Annotated in this window: 16 protein-coding genes and 1 tRNA gene; 5 read left to right on the forward strand and 12 right to left on the reverse strand. The window is 46.2% G+C overall.

What is annotated here, in order from left to right:
* Window positions 1-12 precede the first annotated feature (12 nt).
* Window positions 13-531: a bifunctional 3-hydroxydecanoyl-ACP dehydratase/trans-2-decenoyl-ACP isomerase gene (gene fabA / locus I2D83_RS13595; RefSeq protein WP_005970620.1), complete on the forward strand. Its 519-nt coding sequence runs from the start codon at window positions 13-15 to the stop codon at window positions 529-531.
* Between the two features lie 94 nt (window positions 532-625).
* Here fabA and I2D83_RS13600 read toward each other — a convergent pair whose 3' ends face one another.
* The 4 genes from I2D83_RS13600 to betI all read right to left on the reverse strand — a co-directional run bounded on the left by I2D83_RS13600 (window position 626) and on the right by betI (window position 5,252).
* A complete protein-coding gene (locus tag I2D83_RS13600) occupies window positions 626-1,279 on the reverse strand; it encodes a tellurite resistance TerB family protein (RefSeq protein WP_015840758.1) in 654 nt (217 codons plus the stop codon).
* A 146-nt stretch (window positions 1,280-1,425) separates the two neighbouring features.
* Complete coding sequence (betA, locus tag I2D83_RS13605) at window positions 1,426-3,105, reverse strand: choline dehydrogenase (RefSeq protein ID WP_181844711.1); 1,680 nt, start codon at window positions 3,103-3,105, stop codon at window positions 1,426-1,428.
* A 19-nt stretch (window positions 3,106-3,124) separates the two neighbouring features.
* Window positions 3,125-4,597 (reverse strand): betaine-aldehyde dehydrogenase, encoded by a 1,473-nt coding sequence (betB, locus tag I2D83_RS13610; RefSeq protein ID WP_205946705.1) that lies wholly within the window; start codon window positions 4,595-4,597, stop codon window positions 3,125-3,127.
* A gap of 67 nt (window positions 4,598-4,664) precedes the next feature.
* Window positions 4,665-5,252: a transcriptional regulator BetI gene (betI, locus tag I2D83_RS13615; RefSeq protein WP_180777817.1), complete on the reverse strand. Its 588-nt coding sequence runs from the start codon at window positions 5,250-5,252 to the stop codon at window positions 4,665-4,667.
* A 352-nt stretch (window positions 5,253-5,604) separates the two neighbouring features.
* Between betI and I2D83_RS13620 the strand changes: the two genes are divergently transcribed.
* From I2D83_RS13620 to I2D83_RS13630, 3 genes are all read left to right on the forward strand, one after another.
* The gene (locus I2D83_RS13620; RefSeq protein ID WP_015840762.1) at window positions 5,605-7,638 is read left to right on the forward strand and encodes a choline transporter; all 2,034 of its coding nucleotides are present in this window, start codon (window positions 5,605-5,607) and stop codon (window positions 7,636-7,638) included.
* A 215-nt stretch (window positions 7,639-7,853) separates the two neighbouring features.
* Window positions 7,854-8,492: an RpiB/LacA/LacB family sugar-phosphate isomerase gene (locus I2D83_RS13625; protein ID WP_015840763.1), complete on the forward strand. Its 639-nt coding sequence runs from the start codon at window positions 7,854-7,856 to the stop codon at window positions 8,490-8,492.
* 218 nt (window positions 8,493-8,710) lie between these two features.
* Window positions 8,711-8,800, forward strand: a tRNA-Ser gene (locus I2D83_RS13630).
* A 90-nt stretch (window positions 8,801-8,890) separates the two neighbouring features.
* Here I2D83_RS13630 and phoH read toward each other — a convergent pair.
* The 8 genes from phoH to I2D83_RS13670 all read right to left on the reverse strand — a co-directional run bounded on the left by phoH (window position 8,891) and on the right by I2D83_RS13670 (window position 20,092).
* Window positions 8,891-9,679, reverse strand: a complete 789-nt coding sequence (gene phoH, locus I2D83_RS13635; RefSeq protein WP_015840764.1) for a phosphate starvation-inducible protein PhoH — start codon at window positions 9,677-9,679, stop codon at window positions 8,891-8,893.
* Between the two features lie 531 nt (window positions 9,680-10,210).
* Window positions 10,211-10,726 (reverse strand): flagella biosynthesis regulatory protein FliZ, encoded by a 516-nt coding sequence (gene fliZ, locus I2D83_RS13640; protein ID WP_015840765.1) that lies wholly within the window; start codon window positions 10,724-10,726, stop codon window positions 10,211-10,213.
* A 203-nt stretch (window positions 10,727-10,929) separates the two neighbouring features.
* Window positions 10,930-11,652 carry an RNA polymerase sigma factor FliA gene (locus tag I2D83_RS13645; protein ID WP_015840766.1) on the reverse strand — a complete coding sequence of 241 codons (723 nt, stop codon included), beginning with the start codon at window positions 11,650-11,652 and terminating at the stop codon, window positions 10,930-10,932.
* A gap of 542 nt (window positions 11,653-12,194) precedes the next feature.
* Window positions 12,195-13,625: a hypothetical protein gene (locus I2D83_RS13650; RefSeq protein WP_205946706.1), complete on the reverse strand. Its 1,431-nt coding sequence runs from the start codon at window positions 13,623-13,625 to the stop codon at window positions 12,195-12,197.
* A gap of 41 nt (window positions 13,626-13,666) precedes the next feature.
* Window positions 13,667-14,314 carry a NeuD/PglB/VioB family sugar acetyltransferase gene (locus tag I2D83_RS13655; protein WP_205946707.1) on the reverse strand — a complete coding sequence of 216 codons (648 nt, stop codon included), beginning with the start codon at window positions 14,312-14,314 and terminating at the stop codon, window positions 13,667-13,669.
* A 41-nt stretch (window positions 14,315-14,355) separates the two neighbouring features.
* Complete coding sequence (locus I2D83_RS13660; protein ID WP_181848696.1) at window positions 14,356-15,465, reverse strand: DegT/DnrJ/EryC1/StrS family aminotransferase; 1,110 nt, start codon at window positions 15,463-15,465, stop codon at window positions 14,356-14,358.
* 111 nt (window positions 15,466-15,576) lie between these two features.
* The gene (locus tag I2D83_RS13665; RefSeq protein ID WP_205946708.1) at window positions 15,577-19,002 is read right to left on the reverse strand and encodes an O-linked N-acetylglucosamine transferase family protein; all 3,426 of its coding nucleotides are present in this window, start codon (window positions 19,000-19,002) and stop codon (window positions 15,577-15,579) included.
* 223 nt (window positions 19,003-19,225) lie between these two features.
* Complete coding sequence (locus I2D83_RS13670) at window positions 19,226-20,092, reverse strand: flagellin N-terminal helical domain-containing protein (protein ID WP_205946709.1); 867 nt, start codon at window positions 20,090-20,092, stop codon at window positions 19,226-19,228.
* Window positions 20,093-20,361: 269 nt separating this feature from the next.
* On the opposite strand from I2D83_RS13670, the gene fliD reads away from it, so the two are divergent.
* On the forward strand, window positions 20,362-21,786 hold the full coding sequence (gene fliD / locus I2D83_RS13675) for a flagellar filament capping protein FliD (protein ID WP_205946710.1): 1,425 nt from the start codon (window positions 20,362-20,364) through the stop codon (window positions 21,784-21,786).
* The last annotated feature ends 6 nt before the right edge of the window (window positions 21,787-21,792 follow it).

Below are 21,792 nucleotides of genomic sequence, written 5' to 3' on the forward strand. Positions count from 1 at the left end.
CTTACAGAGACCATGGTAGATAAACGCGAATCCTATACAAAAGAAGACCTCCTTGCCTCCAGTCGTGGTGAGCTGTTTGGTCCGCAAGGCCCTCAGTTACCCGCCCCTAACATGCTCATGATGGACCGCGTCGTTAAAATGACGGAAGACGGCGGTAAATATGGCAAAGGCTACGTGGAAGCCGAATTGGATATCACGCCTGACCTGTGGTTCTTCGGTTGCCATTTTATCGGCGATCCAGTGATGCCAGGTTGCCTCGGTCTGGATGCCATGTGGCAGTTAGTCGGCTTCTATCTGGGCTGGTTAGGTGGCGAAGGTAAAGGCCGCGCACTCGGTGTGGGCGAAGTCAAATTCACCGGACAAGTACTGCCGACAGCGAAGAAAGTGACTTATCGCATTCACTTCAAACGCGTGATCAATCGCCGTTTGGTGATGGGTATTGCTGATGGCGAAGTACTGGTTGACGGTCAGCAGATCTATACCGCTGACGAACTGAAAGTGGGTCTGTTCAAAGACACCAGTTCTTTCTAAGCGTCAGATAGCACTGCGGGCGAAACCCTTTTCGCCCGCGTTATTCGTTTATTTCTCCGACGCACTCTCACCTTGACTTAAATCACTCGCCTTATCATGACGGGCTTTTCAACTCATTGGTGATCGATTGCCGAACATCTTGCGGTATCTTCAACTCGGTCGCTAACGCATCCAGATAGCTCTTCTCCATGAAGTGATCGACATCAATGACCGCACAGCTCAGGAAGTAGATCTCAAGTGCTTCTTCCTCATTCTTCACGTCTTTAGCCAGCAGCACCGGGTCAAGCGGTTGCTCTATCGCTTCCTGTACCCAGTGATGTGCCTCACTACCCAGTTGCAGTTGCTGGATATTCTCATCAATACGCTGCTTTTCCGACGCATCAATATGACCATCACTCTTAGCTGCAAAAACCAGCGCCTGAATCAAACGACGCGCACGAATATTATCGCTCGAAGACTGAGTGCCAAACTGTGGATCGTCCTGATGCGTATCGCGAACCCGTTTCTTATACTGGTTCCACAACACCACACCCGCCGCTGCGCTGCCACCAATGATCAACGCGTTTTTCCCTAATGAGCCCATGATCTTCCGAGCGGATTTATTCGACAATAATACGCCAGCCAAACCGCCCAGCGCAGCGGGCTTCAGCATGTCGCCCAAATTGCCGTTTTTACCCCCTTGATGATGATTCCCCTGCTTGCTACCGGAGTTTAATAAGCCCTGAATCTGTTGCAGCCAATTATTCATTTTCATTCCTCAAGGAAAAGTGACATCACTGATGGTGTTGTCACCCATAGTAATGGTGCGGAAGGCGTTTGTTTGTCAGATTGTGTATAGCAATGAAAAGTATGGACCGCGCTTTCTGGGCGGTCCATCTGGCTATGCGGAGAATGTTATGAGGCTGGTTTCAGCGGCGCTTTTCTGACCGGAGTATTTCCCGACACGTAGTAACGCGCCCTGCTACGCGGCAGCGGCTGGCGCCGGCGGATTCGATCGGCAATTTTCTCCGCAATCATAATAGTTGTCGCATTCAGATTGCCGGTAATAATTTGCGGCATGATGGAAGCATCGACAACACGCAATCCTTCCATCCCGTGGACACGGCCTTGTCCATCGACCACTGCCATCTCGTCCTCTCCCATTTTGCAGGAACAGGAGGGATGGAATGCCGTCTCAGCGTGAGTACGGATAAACTCATCCAGTTCCTCATCGGTCTGCACTTCCAGGCCAGGGCTGATCTCTCGCCCACGGTATTTATCCAGCGCAGGCTGCGCCATGATTTCACGCGTAATGCGGATCGCATCGCGAAACTCCTGCCAATCCTGTTCTGTCGACATATAGTTGAACAGGATGCTGGGGTGCTCACGAGCATCTTTGGAGCGCACCTGAACGCGCCCACGGCTGAGCGAACGCATAGAGCCCACATGCGCCTGGAACCCGTGCTCTTTTACCGCATTACTGCCGTTGTAGTTAATCGCGACCGGGAGAAAATGGTATTGAATGTTCGGCCAGGCGAACTCATCACGACTGCGAATAAATCCCCCCGCTTCAAACTGATTGCTGGCACCAATACCTGTGCCGCTGAACAACCATTCTGCCCCGATCTTCGGTTGATTAAACCACTGTAGCGCCGGATACAGAGATACCGGCTCTTTGCAGGCGTATTGCAAATACATCTCCAGGTGATCCTGTAGATTCTCACCGACACCGGGCAAATCGTGCACAACGGGAATATCGAGCCCCTGGAGCAGATCTTTCGGCCCCACGCCGGAGCGTTGCAAGATCTGCGGCGAGGCGATCGCACCAGCACATAGCAGTACTTCACGACGCGCCTGCGCTGTTTGCGGGCTTTCGCCTTTAAAGTAAGCGACACCAACGGCACGTTTTCCCTCAAAGAGAATTCTATCGGTTAAGGCGTGCGTCACGATGGTCAGATTTTTACGACCTTTCGCCTGATCCAGATAACCTCGCGCGGTACTGGCGCGACGCCCCTTCGGCGTGACGGTTCTGTCCATCGGCCCAAAGCCTTCCTGCTGATAGCCGTTAAGATCGTCGGTACGCGGATAACCCGCCTGTACGCCCGCTTCAACCATAGCGTGAAACAGTTCGTTGTTTCCCATCTTCGGCGTGGCCACGGAAACCGGCCCCGTCGCACCATGATAGTCATTCGAGCCCACATCCCGCGTTTCCGCTTTGCGGAAATACGGCAGGCAATCAAGATAGCTCCAGTCTTCCAGGCCCGGCATCGTCGCCCAGTTATCGAAATCCATCGCATTGCCACGGATGTAGCACATGCCGTTAATCAGCGATGAGCCACCCAGCCCTTTGCCACGGCCGCATTCCATACGGCGGTTATTCATGTGCGGTTCCGGGTCGGTTTCATAAGCCCAGTTATAACGCTTCCCTTGTAGTGGGAACGCTAATGCGGCAGGCATTTGCGTGCGAAAATCCAGCCGATAGTCTGGACCACCTGCCTCAAGCAGCAGCACGCTGACGTCGCTTTCTTCTGTTAAACGCGTTGCCAGCACATTACCTGCGGAACCGGCTCCGATAATGATGTAATCATATTCCATTAGGCTTTCTCCCCTTCGTTTAAAATACCGAGCGGAATTCACCCAGTTCAACCTGCACAGATTTAATTTGCGTATAGTGTTCCAGTGTTGTTATGCCGTTTTCACGGCCAACACCCGAATGTTTGTAGCCGCCCACAGGCATTTCAGCCGGAGATTCGCCCCAGGTGTTGATCCAGCAAATCCCCGCCTCAAGCTGATGGATAACCCGATGTGCCCGATTCAAATCACAGGTCACAATACCGGCCGCCAGCCCATATTCGCTATCATTGGCACGGCGGATAACCTCATCCTCATTTTGATACGTCAGAATACTCATGACCGGGCCAAAGATTTCTTCCCTCACAATCTTCATATCGTCCCGACAATCCGTGAACACCGTAGGGGCAACGAATGCACCTTGTGCATATTTCTCGTCAGCCATCGGTTCGCCGCCCACCAGCACGCGAGCACCTTCGCGTTTTCCACTTTCGATGTAGCGCAGTACAGATTCTCTGTGCGGGAAGCTAACCAGTGGACCAAAATTTACGGCTTCATCAGTCGGGTTACCGATACGAATGCGCTGAACGCGCGCCAGAATTTTTTCCTCAAACTGCGCCTGCAATGCCTGCGGAACGAAGACGCGTGTACCGTTGGTACACACCTGCCCTGAGCTGAAAAAATTCGCCATCATGGCGATATCCGCCGCCTTATCCAGATCGGCATCCTCAAAAACGATCAGCGGCGATTTCCCACCCAGCTCCATTGTAACGTCTTTCAGCGTCGAGCCTGCGGCATTGGCCATTACCGTTTTCCCGCTGGCAATCCCCCCAGTGAAAGAGACTTTGGCAATCCCAGGATGCGTGGTCAGCGCCTGACCAACGGATTGTCCCGTTCCCGTCAGCACGTTGAATACGCCAGCCGGTAATCCAGCCTCGGTGTAGATTTCTGCCAGTTTCAGCGCGGTAAGCGACGTGACTTCGCTGGGTTTGAAGATCATTGCATTGCCCGCCGCCAGCGCAGGGGCCGATTTCCACAATGCGATCTGAATGGGATAGTTCCAGGCACCGATGCCGGCGACCACACCAAGCGGTTCCCGGCGGGTATAGGCGAACGAGGTATCACGCAGGGGGATCTGCTGCCCTTCGAGCATGGGAATCAACCCCGCATAATATTCCAGAACATCCGCACCAGTCACGATATCGACGGTGCGTGTTTCTGAGAGCGGTTTGCCAGTGTCGTGCGTTTCAAGTAACGCGAGCTCATCATTGCGTTCACGCAGGATATCCACGGCACGGCGTAAAATACGCGAGCGCTCCATCACCGTCATCGCCGCCCATATCTTCTGCCCTGCGGCGGCGGTGCTGACCGCACGATCAACATCAGCAACAGTGGCCGACTGGAGCTGAGCGATGATGTCGCCATTCGCGGGATTTACTGCATCAAACGTATCGTCACCCGTGCTATCGACATAAGCGCCGTTGATATAAAGCTGTTGTAAACCGTAGCGAGACATAAATTCTCCTGTCTGATGGCTACCCGGTACGCACTCCGGGCAGAAAAGGCAAAATGATAAGGAAGGATTACGTGCGAGTGAGCTGCTGCTCGATATAGTCATAGGCAATGCTCAATGCTTCTTCGCGGTTGAAGGCGTCGTGACTTAGCGCACTGCGCAGCCACAGCCCATCAATCAGCCCCGCTAGCCCTTTTGCCGCAATACGCGCGTTATCTTTCGGCAAGCAATGGCTAAACTCGACGCACAGGTTGGAGTAAAGCCGCCGATCGTTAACCTGCTGTAGCCGATGGAGCATGGGGGAATGCAGGCTACTAGCCCAGAACGCTAGCCAGGTTTTCATCGCCGCGCTATTCGTCTGGCTATCATCAAAATTTCCCTGAACAATCGCCCGTAAACGTGCACGAGGCGTGTTTTCTGTCAGGCTCAGTAGCCTTGATTTCACCGCCAGCCCCAGATGACTTATCAGGTAGCGCATCGTCGCTTCCAGTAAGCCATTTTTATCGCGGAAGTAATGGCTGATGATCCCATTCGACACCCCCGCACGTCGGGCAATCTGTACGATCGAGGCATCATGCATCCCCACATCGTTAATCGCGGCCAGTGTCGCTTCGATGAGCTGCTGCCGTCTGATGGGCTGCATTCCGACTTTAGGCACTGCACTTCCCCTTCATTTCCTTCCCTTCATTTTTGCGTGATGAATCACGGTAAAAAACGATGATTCATGATCCGATTTGTCCCATTAAACTTTTTTTTGATTGAACGTTCAATAAAAAATGAATATCTTTTATTGCTGAAAGGTTAAAAATCTGTATCAATTATCACGAAAAACAGTTTGAGTTCAGACGATAACTCCAACTTAAAAAGAATAATTTCTTTTTTGTTCTGACGACGATCTTCAACGGAAAGCGTACTCAGCGGATGTCCTGCGTCCCGTTCTTGGTATGCGCTAAGCACGCTTCGTGGAGAGAGGAATCAGAGTATCTGTTCACGTAACGCAAGGGATAACCATGCCAGCATCAGAAACGACCACCCAGCAGGATCGCCTGAATCCTGTCGTGTTCTACACATCAGCGGGACTTATCCTGACCTTCTCGCTGATGACCATGTTGTTTAACAAAGAAGCAAATGCCTGGATTACCCACGCGCTCAACTGGGTTTCCGCCACCTTTGGTTGGTATTACCTGCTAGCCGCCACGCTCTACATCGTTTTCGTCATCTTCATCGCCTCGTCTCGCTTTGGCTCGATCAAGCTCGGGCCGGAGCAGTCGAAACCTGAATTTAGCTTGATGAGCTGGGCTGCAATGCTATTTGCGGCGGGGATCGGCATTGATTTAATGTTCTTTTCCGTCGCGGAACCCATTACGCAATATATGATGCCGCCGGAAGGACAAGGCCAGACGATGGAAGCAGCACGGCAGGCTATGGTCTGGACGCTGTTTCACTATGGGCTCACAGGCTGGTCAATGTACGCGCTGATGGGCATCGCGCTGGGCTACTTCAGCTACCGGTATAATTTGCCGCTGACCATTCGCTCCGCCCTGTATCCCATTTTTGGTAAACGCATCAATGGCCCGATTGGACACAGCGTCGATATCGCGGCCGTACTCGGAACCATCTTCGGTATCGCCACCACGCTGGGTATCGGCGTCGTTCAGCTTAATTACGGGCTGAAAGTCCTGTTCCAGATTCCCGAGAACCTTACCGTTCAGGCCTCACTCATCCTGCTTTCCGTAATCATGGCGACCGTTTCCGTGACGTCTGGCGTCAATCGTGGCATTCGCTTCCTTTCCGAGCTGAACGTCCTGCTTGCACTCGGTTTGATTCTCTTTCTGCTCTTCTGGGGTGATACCGAGTTTCTGCTAAACGCGCTGGTGTTGAACGTCGGGGATTACATCAACCGCTTTACCGGTATGACGCTCAACAGCTTTGCGTTCGATCGCCCGACCGAGTGGATGAATAGCTGGACGTTGTTCTTCTGGGCGTGGTGGGTCGCATGGGCACCGTTTGTCGGGCTGTTTCTGGCACGTATCTCGCGCGGCAGAACGATTAGGCAGTTTGTCGTCGGCACGCTGATCATCCCGTTTGTCTTTACCCTGCTGTGGCTCTCCATTTTTGGTAACAGTGCGCTTTATCAGGTAATTCACGGTAATCTGGACTTTGCGAACGAAGTCATGCAGCACCCGGAACGTGGGTTCTACAGCCTGCTGGCACAGTACCCCGGCTTCAGCCTGAGCGCCTCTGTCGCGACCATTACCGGCCTGCTGTTTTATGTTACCTCTGCCGATTCCGGTTCGCTGGTACTGGGCAATTTCACCTCTCGCCTTGGTGACATCAACAACGATGCACCAAACTGGCTGCGAATTTTCTGGTCAGTCGCGATTGGCCTGTTGACGCTGGGTATGTTGATGACAAACGGCGTGTCAGCATTACAGAACACGACCGTCATCATGGGATTGCCGTTTAGCTTTGTGATGTTCTTTATTATGGCGGGGTTATATAAATCACTGCGGGTTGAGGATTACCGTAAAGCCAGCTCCTTGCAAACCTCAGCGCCGATGCCAATTTCAGGCGACGATCGCCTGAACTGGAAACAACGCATCTCACGCGTCATGAATTTCCCTGGCACAACGCATACACAGAAAATGCTGGATAACGTCTGTAAAGCGGCCATGGAGGATGTTGCACGTGAACTGCGCCTGCGCGGTGCCAATGTTGAAGTCAACGAATTACCGCCAGTCGAAGATGAACGTCTGAATCACCTCGAACTGTTGGTGGATTTGGGTGATGAGCAGAATTTCCTCTACCAAATTTGGCCACAGCGCTATAGCGTCCCAGCGTTTACCTACCGGGCCCGCTCGGGGAAATCGGATTATTACCGCCTTGAAACCTTCCTGTTGGAAGGAAGTCAGGGAAATGATCTGATGGACTACAGCAAGGAACAGGTGATTAACGACATTTTGGATCAGTACGAACGCCACCTGAATTTTCTTCATCTTAATCGAGAAGCGCCCGGCAATACGCTAACCTTCCCGGATGCATAACTTTCCTCTATGGCGCTGAAATACAGCGCCATTTTTCAATGTGTTATGTCTTTATTGTCCCTTTTCCGTTCATTGTGTTTTTCCTGAATCTATGGGCTATGCCGCATTCTTTGCTTCCACGATTTGCGCTTTATTTTTGAAACGGTATACTGCACACATCAAATTGAAATACAGTTTTAAAAAATGTATTTGTCCGTCACAGAAAAGGAACGAACATGAAAATTGCACTGATTAACGAGAACAGCCAGGCTGCCAAAAACGCCATCATCGCCGAGTCTCTGACCAAAGCGGTTGCACCGTTGGGCCACACTGTACACAACTACGGTCAATACGCCGTTGAAGATGCCGCACAGCTGACCTACATCCAGAACGGTATTCTGGCTGCTATTCTGCTGAACTCTGGCGCTGCTGATTTCGTTGTGACTGGCTGCGGTACTGGCCAAGGCGCCATGCTGGCTTGTAACTCTTTCCCAGGCGTAATCTGTGGTCTGGTTGTTGACCCATCTGATGCTTACCTGTTCTCTCAGATCAACAACGGTAACGCCGTATCCGTTCCTTACGCTAAAGGCTTTGGCTGGGGCGCTGAACTGAACCTGGAAAACCTGTTTACCCAGCTGTTCAAAGAAGAAGGCGGCCGTGGCTATCCGAGCGATCGCGTTGTTCCTCAACAACGTAACAAAAAAATCCTGGATGCCGTAAAAGCAGTGACCTACAACGACCTGATCACCATTCTGAAAGGTCTCGATCAGGATCTGGTTAAAGGTGCTGTTGCTGGTCCTAAATTCCAGGAATACTTCTTCGCTAACAGCAAAGACGAAGCACTGACCAGCTACGTCAAAACGCTGCTGGCGTAATTGTCCTACAGCTGATAAAAAACCACAGGCCATCGCGGTCTGTGGTTTTTTTATGCCTATTCCCCACCCATTTTTCCTGCATTTTCATGACACCGTAGCGCTGACTATCCGTTACCGTTCAATGCTTAGCCAGACGCACCATTCGCGCTAAATACTGCTTGACCGAAGCTAAGCGACTCCCTATAGTAGCGCCCCGTTGCCCCTTGTAGGTAACCCCCGGTGAGGTGTCCGAGAGGCTGAAGGAGCACGCCTGGAAAGTGTGTATACGTGAAAACGTATCAAGGGTTCGAATCCCTTCCTCACCGCCATATAAAAGAAAACGCCCCTGACACAAGTCAGGGGCGTTTTCTTTTATATGCTGATGGCACAGGAGTTTTCACTCCCGCACCATACAGACATCAGCCATAGGCATGGAGCGTGCGCTGGCACAGCGCCGAACGCACACAGTCCTCTTTACCGAAAGAGACCACGCCAATCATGTCATCCTCAACAAAGCGCTCCAGCGCGTCGCGCAGGCCGGATTTCACACCAGCCGGCAAGTCGCACTGCGTCACATCACCATTGACGATAACCGTGACATTCTCGCCTAAACGTGTCAGGAACATTTTCATTTGGTTCACCGTCACGTTTTGCGCCTCATCCAGAATCACAACTGCATTTTCAAATGTCCGCCCGCGCATATACGCAAAAGGCGCAATTTCAACTTTGGCAATTTCCGGCCGCAAACAATATTGCATGAAAGAAGCCCCCAGCCGACGCAAAAGTATGTCGTAAACCGGACGGAAATAAGGCGCAAATTTCTCCGCAATATCTCCAGGTAAAAAGCCAAGATCCTCGTCGGCCTGTAATACCGGCCGCGTAACAATAATACGCTCAACCTCTTTATGGATTAGTGCCTCCGCCGCTTTCGCAGCGCTCAGATACGTTTTACCGCAGCCAGCTTCGCCTGTGGCAAAAATCAACTGTTTGTTTTCTATCGCAGACAAGTAATGTTCCTGGGCAGCTGTACGAGCTTGAATAACGGAATTATCGCGATTCTCACGCGCCATGCCGATTGCTTCAATCCCGCCCATCTGTACCAGAGAAGTGACCGATTCTTCCTCACGCTGACGATGGCTACGCGACTCACGACGAATAACGCGTTTTGCTTCACGACGAGCTTTGATCACTGCTTTTTGTCTTCCCATAGTGGCACCTTACAGTTTGTTTCACTTACCGCACTGTTCTACAGCGCGTGACGTTTAACTCACTAACGAGGTTAGGCTTCCTTATTAAGCCAATAGCGGACAGAAAATACACATGATTCATCCACGAACCGAGTGAAAAATGGATAACGCGTTCATGGATAGAAAACGAAAATAAACGGAGAGTTTGGGTAACAAGAGAATGGTGTAGCGTTGAAAATAAGTGGGAGGAACATCCCTCGCATCGGCGAGTCAGCAGCGTAGAATCTTGACATCGACTACAAAGTCCAAAAAAGGACATTACCATTCGCGTTCCTCACTGTGACAACGACTATTCCACTGAATAATGATTGATCGCATCGTAGAACTACTGCTAACCATTGCCTAAAAATTAGTGCCGAATGATTTCAGTAGTATGACAGTGCAATAATTTGCCCCTACAATGCAAGCATTTTTTACACTGTCATAACATTTACGTATAGTCAGTATCCCATGGTTTGGCAATGTCAGCCTGAGAACGACGCATTATGTACGTCAGAAATGCCGCTGCCAGTCCAGATATTGATCGTATTTTCGTAAGGCACTGCGGTAAATATTTTGCTCAATATCGGGAAGGTAATCACAAACGCGCTGCTGTACCCCATCGCGGTGACGGGAAAAGGTTTCCGCGGGGTAATTATTTGCAGCCAGCAACTCGTCCAGCCGCCGCAGGCGAATGACATACTCGCGCATCGTGCTATGGCGGACTTCAGTCTGTTCGATCAGATACTGCGTGAAAGCTTTAATATCGAAATAGCTAGCAGTCGTATTGCATAATATTTCGCTACAAAAGCGGCAAAGTGGGATTAATTCCTGTTGCAGGCCGGACCATATTTCGTCATCAATAAGCCTGTCGATGCTGCCAATCGATTTTTTATTGATAAGCTGATTGCGAAATACCAGTGAAACGCGGTCGAGCTCTTTATCACACTGGGAACAGTTGGTCTGTCTGTGTTTGAAGTCTTTCAGATAACGGCTTAGCAGCTGTTTCTTCCGAATTGATGGGTGCATGAATCCATTCCATGACGATATATAACTTCAATATGAAGCAATAGCACCTTTCATTACGCCAGAAAACCTGGGGTGCTAACAACAGGCAGTATTGATCACGTAAATACTGATGCAAAAACACCCATCAATATTCAAATGCTGCCATGTTTTTGTGCTTCAGAGACTGAAGATATATTTGATAACAGTATTCCTACGCAGCGCAATTAAACATCGTTCATTAATTTCACGCGCAGGCGCTTTATCGCCTGGCTATGCAACTGACTGACCCTCGACTCCCCGACTTCGAGAACGGCACCGATTTCTTTCAGGTTCAACTCTTCCTGATAGTAAAGCGTCAATACCAATTTCTCACGCTCTGGCAGGCTTTCAATCGCGTCCATCACACGATGGCGCAAATTGCCTTCCATCAATTGATGCAATGGATTCGCATCTTCATTGCCTTCCAGTAGAGCCTCTGCGCTATCACCATGTTCCTCACGCCATTCATCGTAAGAAAAAAGCTGGCTGTTGTTCGTATCCAGCAATATCTGACGATAATCCTCAAGCGTGATATTCAGGGCCTGCGCAACCTCCTGCTCTGTTGGAGTACGACCGAGCTGTTGTTCAGCCTGCTGCATTGCTTGTGCCACTTCCCGCGCATTACGCCGTACACTGCGTGGAGCCCAATCACGACTGCGTAATTCATCCAGCATCGAACCGCGGATTCGTTGAACGGCATAGGTAGTAAACGCCGTACCTTGCAACGAATCATAACGCTCGACTGCACTGAGCAAGCCGATACCACCAGCCTGTAGCAGATCGTCAAGCTCAACACTCGCGGGGAGACGAACCTGTAAACGCAAGGCTTCATGGCGCACTAGTGGAACATAGCGCTTCCAAAGGGAATTTTTATCCATTGTGCCTTCGGCGGTATACAAATCGCTCACAGTGACAAATACCTACGATGATAATGTTATCGACACTATTATGCTTTTAGGTAGGGTAGCCAATCGTCTGAATAGCGTCAAAAAAGAAGGGTTATTCCTGCCATGTATGACAGGATTAGGTAAAGACTCTGCGATGAGGGGCAAAAATGGTAAGCGCGTAGCGAGCTTATCGATTTCGTTGGGAGATTTCTCGCCCCAACACGGTTTCAAAATCAACGCCAAGTACATACTGCTCAGGGGGAGTTCCGATGACAATTTGTGTGCATAGAGCCCCCCGGAAACGCTACCTCTGAATAATCGCTCCTCTATTACTTCTGACCTTACGAAAATACTGGAGACTACAGATGCCTGCATATCTTCCGAGAAGCAAGCCCACTATTCTTAACATCCGTCTTGTATGGCAACTAACGCTTAACTACTGGTTTTTCATGTGGTTCACTCACCTGTTATAATCACATTCGAGATAATTAACGCTATCGTTCACATGTCTTGCCATGTGAGCAACCTCTGATTGGGCGTTCATTCACTTAGCTACGTGCTCATTATGGTTGGATAAAATCAGACCCCGAATATTTATCAGCAAGTTGTCTTTTATATGTAAAGTACTTTCCTTCACTACTCTTAACCGTTGTAACAACCCACATAAAAGAATGGTCATTGTGATCGGTATCACACACAATATCTGAGTCAACCCTGCACACAAGAGGGCTTATCTTAACAGCATCCAAAGATGCTGAAAGTGCGACTTGATCTAAAAACCAGACATTATTCCCATTTACCAAGTTAACACTTATAAATGACGCAACTTTACTTATAAATTGCTTAGATACTTCTCCTCCATCAAGATAGACAAATCCGGCTAAAGCCTTTTCCCAAAAAGGCGCACTTTTAGTTTCAGTTAAAATTAAATCACATGGTTTTTCAGGTGAAATGACTGAAGATAAATCTTTCCTCATTAAACAGTCTGCATCAATAATTAATACAGGACCATCCCATACAGATAAGGCATAGTGAGAGAATAAAAATCGCCTTGAAGCAAAATGTACATTTACTCCACTCACCATAGGAACACTTTCCGCTGTGCATGATATATTTAGCTCAGGAAATTTTTTTTTGTTCTTCTTTATATCAACTAAAACATCATCGGTTATATTGTAAATATGAAAATGAACATTGAAATTACTCTTGTTTGTTTCGTAAATTGAATATAGGGCATAAACCGCATGTTGGAAATAGTATTTTTCATCACAGGAAACAACAACATTTACTTTTTCATTTTTGCAGTCTTTATCAATAAGCCAAAGATATTCTTCAATAGGAAAATAATCATCTTCATTTAATAAAGGACGAAAGTCTATATAAGAATCTGGATATCCACCGAGTTTGTAAATTGCACAAGTCACCATTAACAACACGAGCCAATGCTCACCAACAAGCTTTTGATTAGAAGTCATTTCTTTTATTAAAGGCAAAGCCATATCGAAATTTTCTTCAATCATACAGATTATCAATAATATTCTAAACGCAGCCGGAGAGTCCGCAAGCACAGAAAAATTATTATTAATTAATTCAACCACTGGTTCTACATCACCAACTCTAAACAATAACTGAATAGCGACCACAAGGTATTCTACAGATGGCCATAATTTTATTATCTCAACCAGTGAAGATCGTATATTATTAATATACTCGTCTGGAAGTTTTACTTTCTTCCCTTCAAACTTTTCGTCAAGTGCCAGATTTGCCAAAGATATAGTGAGCAACAGTTGTTTTAATGCAATATCATGATTATTTTCCAAGCCACTATCATATGTAAGAATAGTTTTATAAATTGATAACGTATCTAAACTACCTGCCACAATAGATGCTATAAATTCTTTGGGGAAATTGCCTATATTACCCAATTCAAGATCTCGAGAAAATATATCACGATAAAACTGATGCATTGACTTTGTATGGTTATATTCAAACATTACATTCCCACCTAGATATACATTTATCCAATCAGTATGAACTACATAAATACTCTTCTTTTATTGTTTTCTCTTACTATCTTCGCTGGATTTCCTGCTACAACCATTCGATCAGGTACTGATGATAGTACGTTAGATCCCATTCCAACTATAACATCATCACCTATATGAATCTTCTCTTTAATTAACGCCCCCATTCCTATAAATGTTCTAGAACCAATAGAAACAGCACCGGCCATCGCAGAATACGTCGACGTTACTGAGTGGGGACCAATATAACAGTCATGACTGAGACTAGAAAACGCTTGCATAACAACATTATTTTCTATACGAGTATCGCAAGATATATTAACCCCCTGAAAAATAACGATTCCCTCACCTAATTGACTATAAGGTGAAATATAGACTGATGGAGCGATTAGTGTCGCCAGATTAATACCATTCTCTCTGATTTTTTCAGACAACATAGCTCTTAGTGATGGTTCACCAATAGCAATAACTATTTCAAGTGATTTAAGACTCTTTATCTGCTCAAAACATTTAACAGATAGATTATGTAAACAACGATTATAATCCATATCATCAATAAAAATAATATCATCCCATTTTTTAGATGTACAATTAATAAGATGAGCTAATGTTAATATTTCTCGGCCTAACCCACCAGTACCATAAATTCCTAATATCATCTGTATCACCTATGATAGACAAGAAAGATTTCGTTAATACATTATAAAAAAGAAAGAATCTCATTAATAACTTCATCCTGTTCTTCATCTGTCAAATCAGCGTATATTGGCAAACACAAGACCATCTCAGATATATTATTTGCAATAGAAAGATTATTTCCCATCGCACTATCTAATCCACGATACATAGGAAATGAACTTATTAAAGGATAAAAGTAACGGCGGGTATAAATATTCTTTTTCTTCAAGTTTTCATATAAAATCTCACGATCCACAGGGAAGTTAGAGTCGACAAAAATAGGACAATAGGCATAATTCCATGTAACATTATGAGGAACGCTAATGAGTCGAATCCCTGAAATACCACCTAACCGCTCACAATAAGTCTGATATAGTTTTTTACGACAGTGTAAAGCACCATCAATGTAATTTAACTGCAACAAACCAAAAGCAGCTTGTACTTCATTCATTTTTCCATTGATACCCGGTGCAACTACGGTAAGTTCATCAGCAAAACCAAAATTTTTTAAATAATCTATTCGTTTTTTTGCCTTTTCATCTGGACAAATAATTGCCCCCCCCTCAATAGTATTGAAGACTTTAGTCGCATGAAAGCTAAGAATGGACAAGTCTCCATGATTCAAAATACTCATATCATCTTTCTTGACACCAAAAGCATGTGCTGCATCATAAATAATACGTAAGCCGTAATTGTCAGCAATGCTCTGGATTTTATCTACATTCGCTGGAATCCCATAGCAATGCACTGGCAATATAGCAGAAGTAGCCGGTGTAATTGCTTCTTCAATTTTATTCTCATCAAGATTACAGGTTACAGGATCAATATCGACAAACACAGGCTTCAAACCATTCCATAAGAGAGTATGGGAAGTGGCCACAAAAGAATAAGGTGTAGTAATAACCTCACCGGTAATACGCAGAGCCTGTAACGCAGTTAATAATGCCAGCGTACCATTTGAAAAAAGGCTGATATAATTTACGCCAAGATAATCAGCTAATTCTTGTTCTAATTTTTGATGGAAAGGACCACCATTAGTCAGCCATTTGTTCTGCCAAATCTCTTCAAGATACGGTGTGAACTCTTCTAACGGTGGAAGTAATGGACTTGTTACATATATTGGTTTTTTCATATCACTCTGCTCCACCTATAACCACGTCATATTAACATAAAAGGAATATTTTATTTTTCTAATAACTGCTACGTGTACATCCGACATTGGTCTTAGTCAAAAAACAGAAATTCAATACCCAATCGAATAACTTTTATTTTTTTCGCTGGCACACCAAGCTTTCCAAATTACTCTGAGCGTTTTTTCAAAATAAGTTGCAGGCGTAACACCATCAGCATCAATATCACGACCAATTTTATTACGTAAATCATGACGAATCTGATTAAGCTCATCCAGTCTATCACTCCAGCCAATTGCTTTATTTATATAATCAGTTTGAGAAGAAACAATAAACTCATTCAAACCCACCTGAGATAAGTTCGAAACACCTTGCCTCGTAGCTAATTTTTCACCCGCCAAAGTTAAAGTCGGCACCCCCATCCAAAGTGCATGATTCGTCGTTGTGCCCCCTGTATAAGGAAATGTGTCTAACAACAAATCAATCTCATGGTGCATAGCCAAATAGTTTATTATATTGGTTCTCTCGCGGAAAATGAGCTGTTCAGGTTGAACCCCCTGCGATTCCAGAGTATTACGTATTTTTTCCCTCGCCTCATGATTAGGTAATGCACCGATAATCATTTTGCTCGTGGGCAAGGCTAGCAAAATTTTAGCCCATGCGGATAAGACGTCGTTATTGATTTTAGTCGGTCGGTTAAAACTTGCGAAAGTGAAATACTTGTTTTTTAATGCGGGAAGATCATTCACGGGTGGACAACCAGATACAGGATCAAACTGACGACTAAATGGAACGTAGAGTAGTTTTTCGGTAAATTGACAATCCAAAACCTCAGGAAGTGGCTTATGGTTCATAATCAAATAATAATCCATCGATTTTAATCCAGTCGTCCCTGGATAGCCAATCCAACTTATCTGAATCGGTGCTGGCTTCATAGCAAAAACAGGTAAACGGTTATAGGCAGTATGTCCAGAAAGATCGAATAGTATGTCAATCTCATCGCGCCGAATGATTTCAAACAACTCAACATCACTTGTACCAGCTACATTACGCCATACAGTCGCACCTGTTTCCAATAAACGAGAGGTATTATCGTAATGATTTGATGTCGAATAGGCATAAAGAGAGAAATATTCACGATTAATAGCATTCCATACCGGAGCCAAAAAACTGCTGACTGGATGTGACCATAAGTCGCCAGAAACAAAACCAATGCGCAATACACGTTCGGGATTTTTATCCTGCTGATGGTATATGCTCACAGAAATATCCGAGTCAATACGACTTTCAACCAACTCACCATAGCGACGATGTTCTGCAAATAATTCAGCCGCACTAATATTTGCATTATGCAACAATGCAAACAGCAGATTACTATACAAATTTAAATCATCAGGCGCAGAGGCAATAGCACGGCGATAATATTCAATAGCACCTTCAACATTCGACTGCTTATCCAACACCATCGCCATCGAATTTAATATTGCAGAATCATTAGGCAGAAGTTGCATTGCTTTATTGAGACAACTTTCCGCCCCCGTCATATTTTCAGTTCTTAGATAAACAAGAGCAGCTACGTTCCATGCAATTGCATTATTGCCATCACAGCGGATTACCTTATAAGCTAAATTAATCGCGTGCCAATAGTGATAGGTGCTATGCAATAAACTGGACAGTTCGCTGTATACCAACCATGCATTGCTGTACATAGAAATGACTTTCGCCAGAGAAAAGATCGCCGCATTTTTATCACCAGTGACAAAATTTATTCTTTCTAATGCAATCCAACTCTGAAGATTGTGCGGCTGTGCCACGGTAAGCTCTTCTGCCAGACGTCTAGCCTCTGTATATTTTTGTTCTTTTAGTAGCTCATATAAGCGGCTTTTGATTTTCACATCAATAGGGCTGTTGATAAATCTTTTTCTGCTTTTTTCAACTTTTTTAACATCGCTGGGCTTAAACATTCCCCCGCCAGTTATATCGCTGGAATACATAATCATTGGATTAATGTTGTGGATCACATCAGCAACAGATGTTGCTAGCGCCAGACGTTTTTGGAAATACCGTTGCCAAGCAACAGCACTCCCAATGAGTAATCCCTTGCTATGTAACTCATCGAGTAGCGCTAACGAATCAGGCCCTGATTCCAACGCTTCCAACTGAGCGAGAAGTGATTGACTACCCTGTACAGATGGCGGTAAAGAGACAGACTCATGCCAATAGTTGAATGAGCCCCATCCTCCCTCAATGCCAGGTAAAAATCTTAATACACTAAAATCACTTTTCCGATAAACACATTCACCAACACAGTAATGAAGACTCGGTAAACCTTGTTTTAACAGAGCATATAGAGAGTCGCGGACATTTTTTTCATGTTGGTCATCTTTCTTTTCTGGAAAATGCGTATTAAAGATAAGCTGCTTGAAGGTAACGCTAGCCGGCCAGGCTTCACCCAGAACATCGAGAATCCTCTGAGTCAGCTCATGATCCGTGGAAATCTGTATACCGTCATTCGCAATGTGTGCATTAGAGGCAAACCCTTCCGCCAGCATGACACGCCGGAAGCTGCCCGCCCAGGAAAGTTTGTCCAATCGCGAGACATCAATTTCCGATTCCAACTTTTCCGCCCGTTCAGCAGCGACCAGCAGACTAAACCGACGTTTGCGTCCAACGTTAAAATCCAGATACTGCTGTTTCAATATCTTATTGCCAGTCGGACAGATTGTGCGCAGTAAGTTATCTACCTGGTCACCATAGTGAGAGGCAATCTCAGTATGAGGCTCAATTTCGCCAACATAAGCCAAGCCTTCTTGCGTAATCAGTGCATTAAAGTCGAGCAGATAGCAGGGTTGATTCAGGCCTTGTAGATAGTTGAGCGCTAGCGACACATCGCCCAGTTGTTCGGCTTCTTCAACCAGAGTCGCAATAGCGGCTCTTTGAGGGTTATTTGCCGACATGCCCAGCGATAAATAGCTCAACATGGCTCTTGCACTGGCTTGCTGTTGTTCCGGTGTTTCTGCCAGACTCGCGTGCAGGTTTAAAGCATCCTGCAGAATTTCCTCTGTCTTCCCGCCAGGATAGGTCGAATAGGAAAAACACACCACGCCTTTTGCACTTAAATGACGGTGGCAATATGCTAACAACGCCGAGCGAGCTTCGCCGCTAACCAGTCCGAAAACACCATGAACAATGATATAATCAAATTTGCCAAGATTGCTGTCCAAAAGCGATGCTAAATCCATTGCCTGGAGTTGCAGATTGGTTAATCCATATTGCTGAACCCACATCTGCCCTTGCGCAATTTTTTCCTCATCAAGATCGATACCAATAGCCTGCGCCTGCGGATAAGCAGTAGCAAATGGCAACAGGTTCGCGCCACTCATGCATCCCAGTTCCAGTACCCGAGCTCTATCAGGGTCCGCTGCCACAATGCCATGCAAGTATGCTACTGCCTGCAAATGCGTCGGTGAGGTATAAGGCAAAGGACAGCGCTCAGCAGCGCTCGTTGTTGGATGGCTGGCGGCAGTATCTAGAGTCATCAGAAGGGAAAACCTTTCATGAGAGGAAAAAGAAATTACTACTATCGTATCAACTATTAAGATACGCAATCTTATAAATAGAGGGAAATATTAGGCGTATAACATACGTTAGGGAAGAGTGATATCGCTTCACAACAGTGTGATACATGGGGCATTCATCATAAAAAAACCAGCCCCGAAGGGCTGGTTATCATATAAGCTACAGCGTTTGTCTGGCTGAGAATTAACGCAGCAGAGACAGAACAGTCTGTGGAACCTGGTTTGCCTGAGACAGTACAGATGTACCAGCCTGCTGCAGAATCTGGCTACGGCTCATGTTTGATACTTCGGTCGCGTAGTCAGCGTCTTCGATACGGCTACGAGCAGAAGACAGGTTGTTAATAGAGTTGTTCAGGTTAGTAATGGTAGATGAGAAACGGTTCTGAATCGCACCCAGGTTACTACGAGCAGTGTCGACAGCAGACAATGCAGTATCAACTGCTGTGATCAATGCCTGAGCAGCAGAGTTCGCAGAACTACCGGCAGCAACAGACCCCAGAGAGGAAATGTTAGCTGAAACATCACTCATTGAACCGCCAGTCGTTGCGTTGATCAACGCAGTGCTGTCAATTGTAATGGTTTCAGTTGCACCAGTGTTAGCACCAACCTGAATAATGATACCACCACTTGCAGAACCGTCCAGCAGTTTAGTACCGTTGAAAGAAGCACTCTGCGCAACACGGTTAACTTCGTTAATACGCTGGGTCATTTCCTTAACGATAGAATCACGGTCAGTCTTGCCGTTAGGATCGTTCGCTGCTTGAGTTGCCAGCTCACGGATACGCTGCAAGTTGTTGTTGATTTCGTTCAGGTTGCCTTCGGCAGTTTGAGTCAGAGAGATACCATCGTTGGCGTTACGAGCGGCCTGGGTCATACCCTTAATCTGAGCGCTCATACGGTTAGCGATCGCTTGGCCAGCTGCGTCATCTTTCGCGCTGTTGATACGCAGACCAGAAGACAGACGCTCGATAGCGGTACCCAGAGCAGACTGAGATTTGTTCAGGTTGTTCTGAGTAGTCAGAGACATGATGTTAGTATTAATAACTGCCATAATAGCGTTCCTTAATCAGTGGTTATCAGTTTCGGGTTAGACCCACGGGTTCATCCCCGTCGCTAACATTTATCGGAACGCTTTTCAGAAGCTTTAATTTTTTTTTTAGCCTAAATTCATTTTTATTGCTCAAAGGGCGATTCTGACCGCCCCCCTATCCTGCGACAATATCAGCCATAAAGAGAGGTGTTCTTTACTGCTAAACTTATTCTCTATTCTGCCGATAATGGCTTCATAGCGCATCGCACTCTGAATAAAAGGATTCTATCATGGCAAGCATTTCTGCATTAGGTTCGGGTTCTGGACTACCTTTAGACACATTGCTAACGCAGCTTAGAACCGCTGAAAATCAAAAACTTGTACCGATAACAACCCAACAGTCGAGTTTCAAGGCCCAACTGAGCGGTATCAGTGCCCTGAAAAGTGCGCTTGATAAACTCAAAACAGCGAACGATGCTTTAGCAATCTCTGAATCTTTCGGCATTGTTAAAGGTTCAATTGATGGCATCACATCAACCAAAGTTTCCAGCACAAACAAAGCATTCTCTACCACCGCCGATAGTAAAGCGGTGGCGGGTACCTATAGCATTGACGTGAAACAATTAGCACAGGCACATTCAATAACGTCAACGGCCAAGACTAGCGCCACAGAGCCCTTGAGTACAACAGATACAAAGCTCGTTATTGCCCAAGATAACGGTAAATTCACTAAAGTCGGTGATGATTACCTAAAATATCTGGAAATAGATATCAAAGCGGGCGAAACATCGTTGAACGACGTTCGTGACGCTATTAACAAAGTCAATGGCACCGTAACAGCAAGCGTCGTCAAAGCCAAAGATAATGAGTACTACCTGATGCTGACCGCCAAAAACAGCGGTACTGAGAGTAAAATCTCTATCGGGGGAGACGACACGAGCGTTTTTAATGGTACGCCGACAGAAAAAGTCGCGGCCAAAAACGCACAAATCACGGCAAACGGCATTGAGATCGAAAGACAAAGCAACGCAATCTCTGATGCTTTCGAAGGCGTCACGATCAATCTTCTGGCTCAAACAGAGACAGGCAAACCGGAAACGCTGACGATTGAGCAAGATATCACCGGGATGAAGGATACGATCAAAGCCTGGGTTGATGCTTACAATGCGCTGCAAGACACCATTTCAGCTCAAACAAAATATACTGCAGTTGAAGCAGGCGAATCGCAAGTAAGCTCCAACGGCGCGTTATTAGGCGATTCTACGGTTCGTGGTATCCAGAGCAAGCTCAAGGCGCAGCTAACAACGGTACAAAGCGGCGGTGACGAATTCCGTATTCTGGCAGATCTTGGTATTACGCAAAACTTCAAAACAGGGAAGTTAGAAATCAGTGATACCAAGTTAGAAAAAGCGCTGAAAGAAGAACCCGGTAGAGTTCGAGACTTTTTCGTTGGTGATAATGATAAAACAGGATTTGCGACACAGACTCGTACATACCTGAAGGAAGTCCTTGATACGTCAGAAGGTCTCATTAAAACCAAAGAAGATGGTATTAATAGTTCGCTGAAAAAACTGGATACTCAGGCTGCGCGTGTCCAAGATGCAATAGAAAGTACAATTGCTATTTATCAAAAACAATTCGTCGATCTTGATAAAGCGATGACTAACATGAATAGCACCATGAGTCGTTTAACGAGCATGTTCTCTAAACTCTAAATTTTC

It is taken from the genome of Pectobacterium aroidearum (genome assembly GCF_015689195.1).
In the GTDB taxonomy this organism is placed as follows: Bacteria; Pseudomonadota; Gammaproteobacteria; order Enterobacterales; family Enterobacteriaceae; genus Pectobacterium; species Pectobacterium aroidearum.

Excerpts from the sequence above, each read along its gene's own strand:
- I2D83_RS13670 (WP_205946709.1), bottom strand. The coding sequence starts at position 20,092 with ATGGCAGTTATTAATACTAACATCATGTCTCTGACTACTCAGAACAAC.
- I2D83_RS13660 (WP_181848696.1), bottom strand. The coding sequence starts at position 15,465 with ATGAAAAAACCAATATATGTAACAAGTCCATTACTTCCACCGTTAGAA.
- I2D83_RS13665 (WP_205946708.1), bottom strand. The coding sequence starts at position 19,002 with ATGACTCTAGATACTGCCGCCAGCCATCCAACAACGAGCGCTGCTGAG.
- fliZ (WP_015840765.1), bottom strand. The coding sequence starts at position 10,726 with ATGCACCCATCAATTCGGAAGAAACAGCTGCTAAGCCGTTATCTGAAA.
- phoH (WP_015840764.1), bottom strand. The coding sequence starts at position 9,679 with ATGGGAAGACAAAAAGCAGTGATCAAAGCTCGTCGTGAAGCAAAACGC.
- I2D83_RS13600 (WP_015840758.1), bottom strand. The coding sequence starts at position 1,279 with ATGAATAATTGGCTGCAACAGATTCAGGGCTTATTAAACTCCGGTAGC.
- I2D83_RS13650 (WP_205946706.1), bottom strand. The coding sequence starts at position 13,625 with ATGTTTGAATATAACCATACAAAGTCAATGCATCAGTTTTATCGTGAT.
- fliD (WP_205946710.1), top strand. The coding sequence starts at position 20,362 with ATGGCAAGCATTTCTGCATTAGGTTCGGGTTCTGGACTACCTTTAGAC.
- betA (WP_181844711.1), bottom strand. The coding sequence starts at position 3,105 with ATGGAATATGATTACATCATTATCGGAGCCGGTTCCGCAGGTAATGTG.
- I2D83_RS13625 (WP_015840763.1), top strand. The coding sequence starts at position 7,854 with ATGAAAATTGCACTGATTAACGAGAACAGCCAGGCTGCCAAAAACGCC.
- I2D83_RS13620 (WP_015840762.1), top strand. The coding sequence starts at position 5,605 with ATGCCAGCATCAGAAACGACCACCCAGCAGGATCGCCTGAATCCTGTC.
- fabA (WP_005970620.1), top strand. The coding sequence starts at position 13 with ATGGTAGATAAACGCGAATCCTATACAAAAGAAGACCTCCTTGCCTCC.
- betB (WP_205946705.1), bottom strand. The coding sequence starts at position 4,597 with ATGTCTCGCTACGGTTTACAACAGCTTTATATCAACGGCGCTTATGTC.
- I2D83_RS13655 (WP_205946707.1), bottom strand. The coding sequence starts at position 14,314 with ATGATATTAGGAATTTATGGTACTGGTGGGTTAGGCCGAGAAATATTA.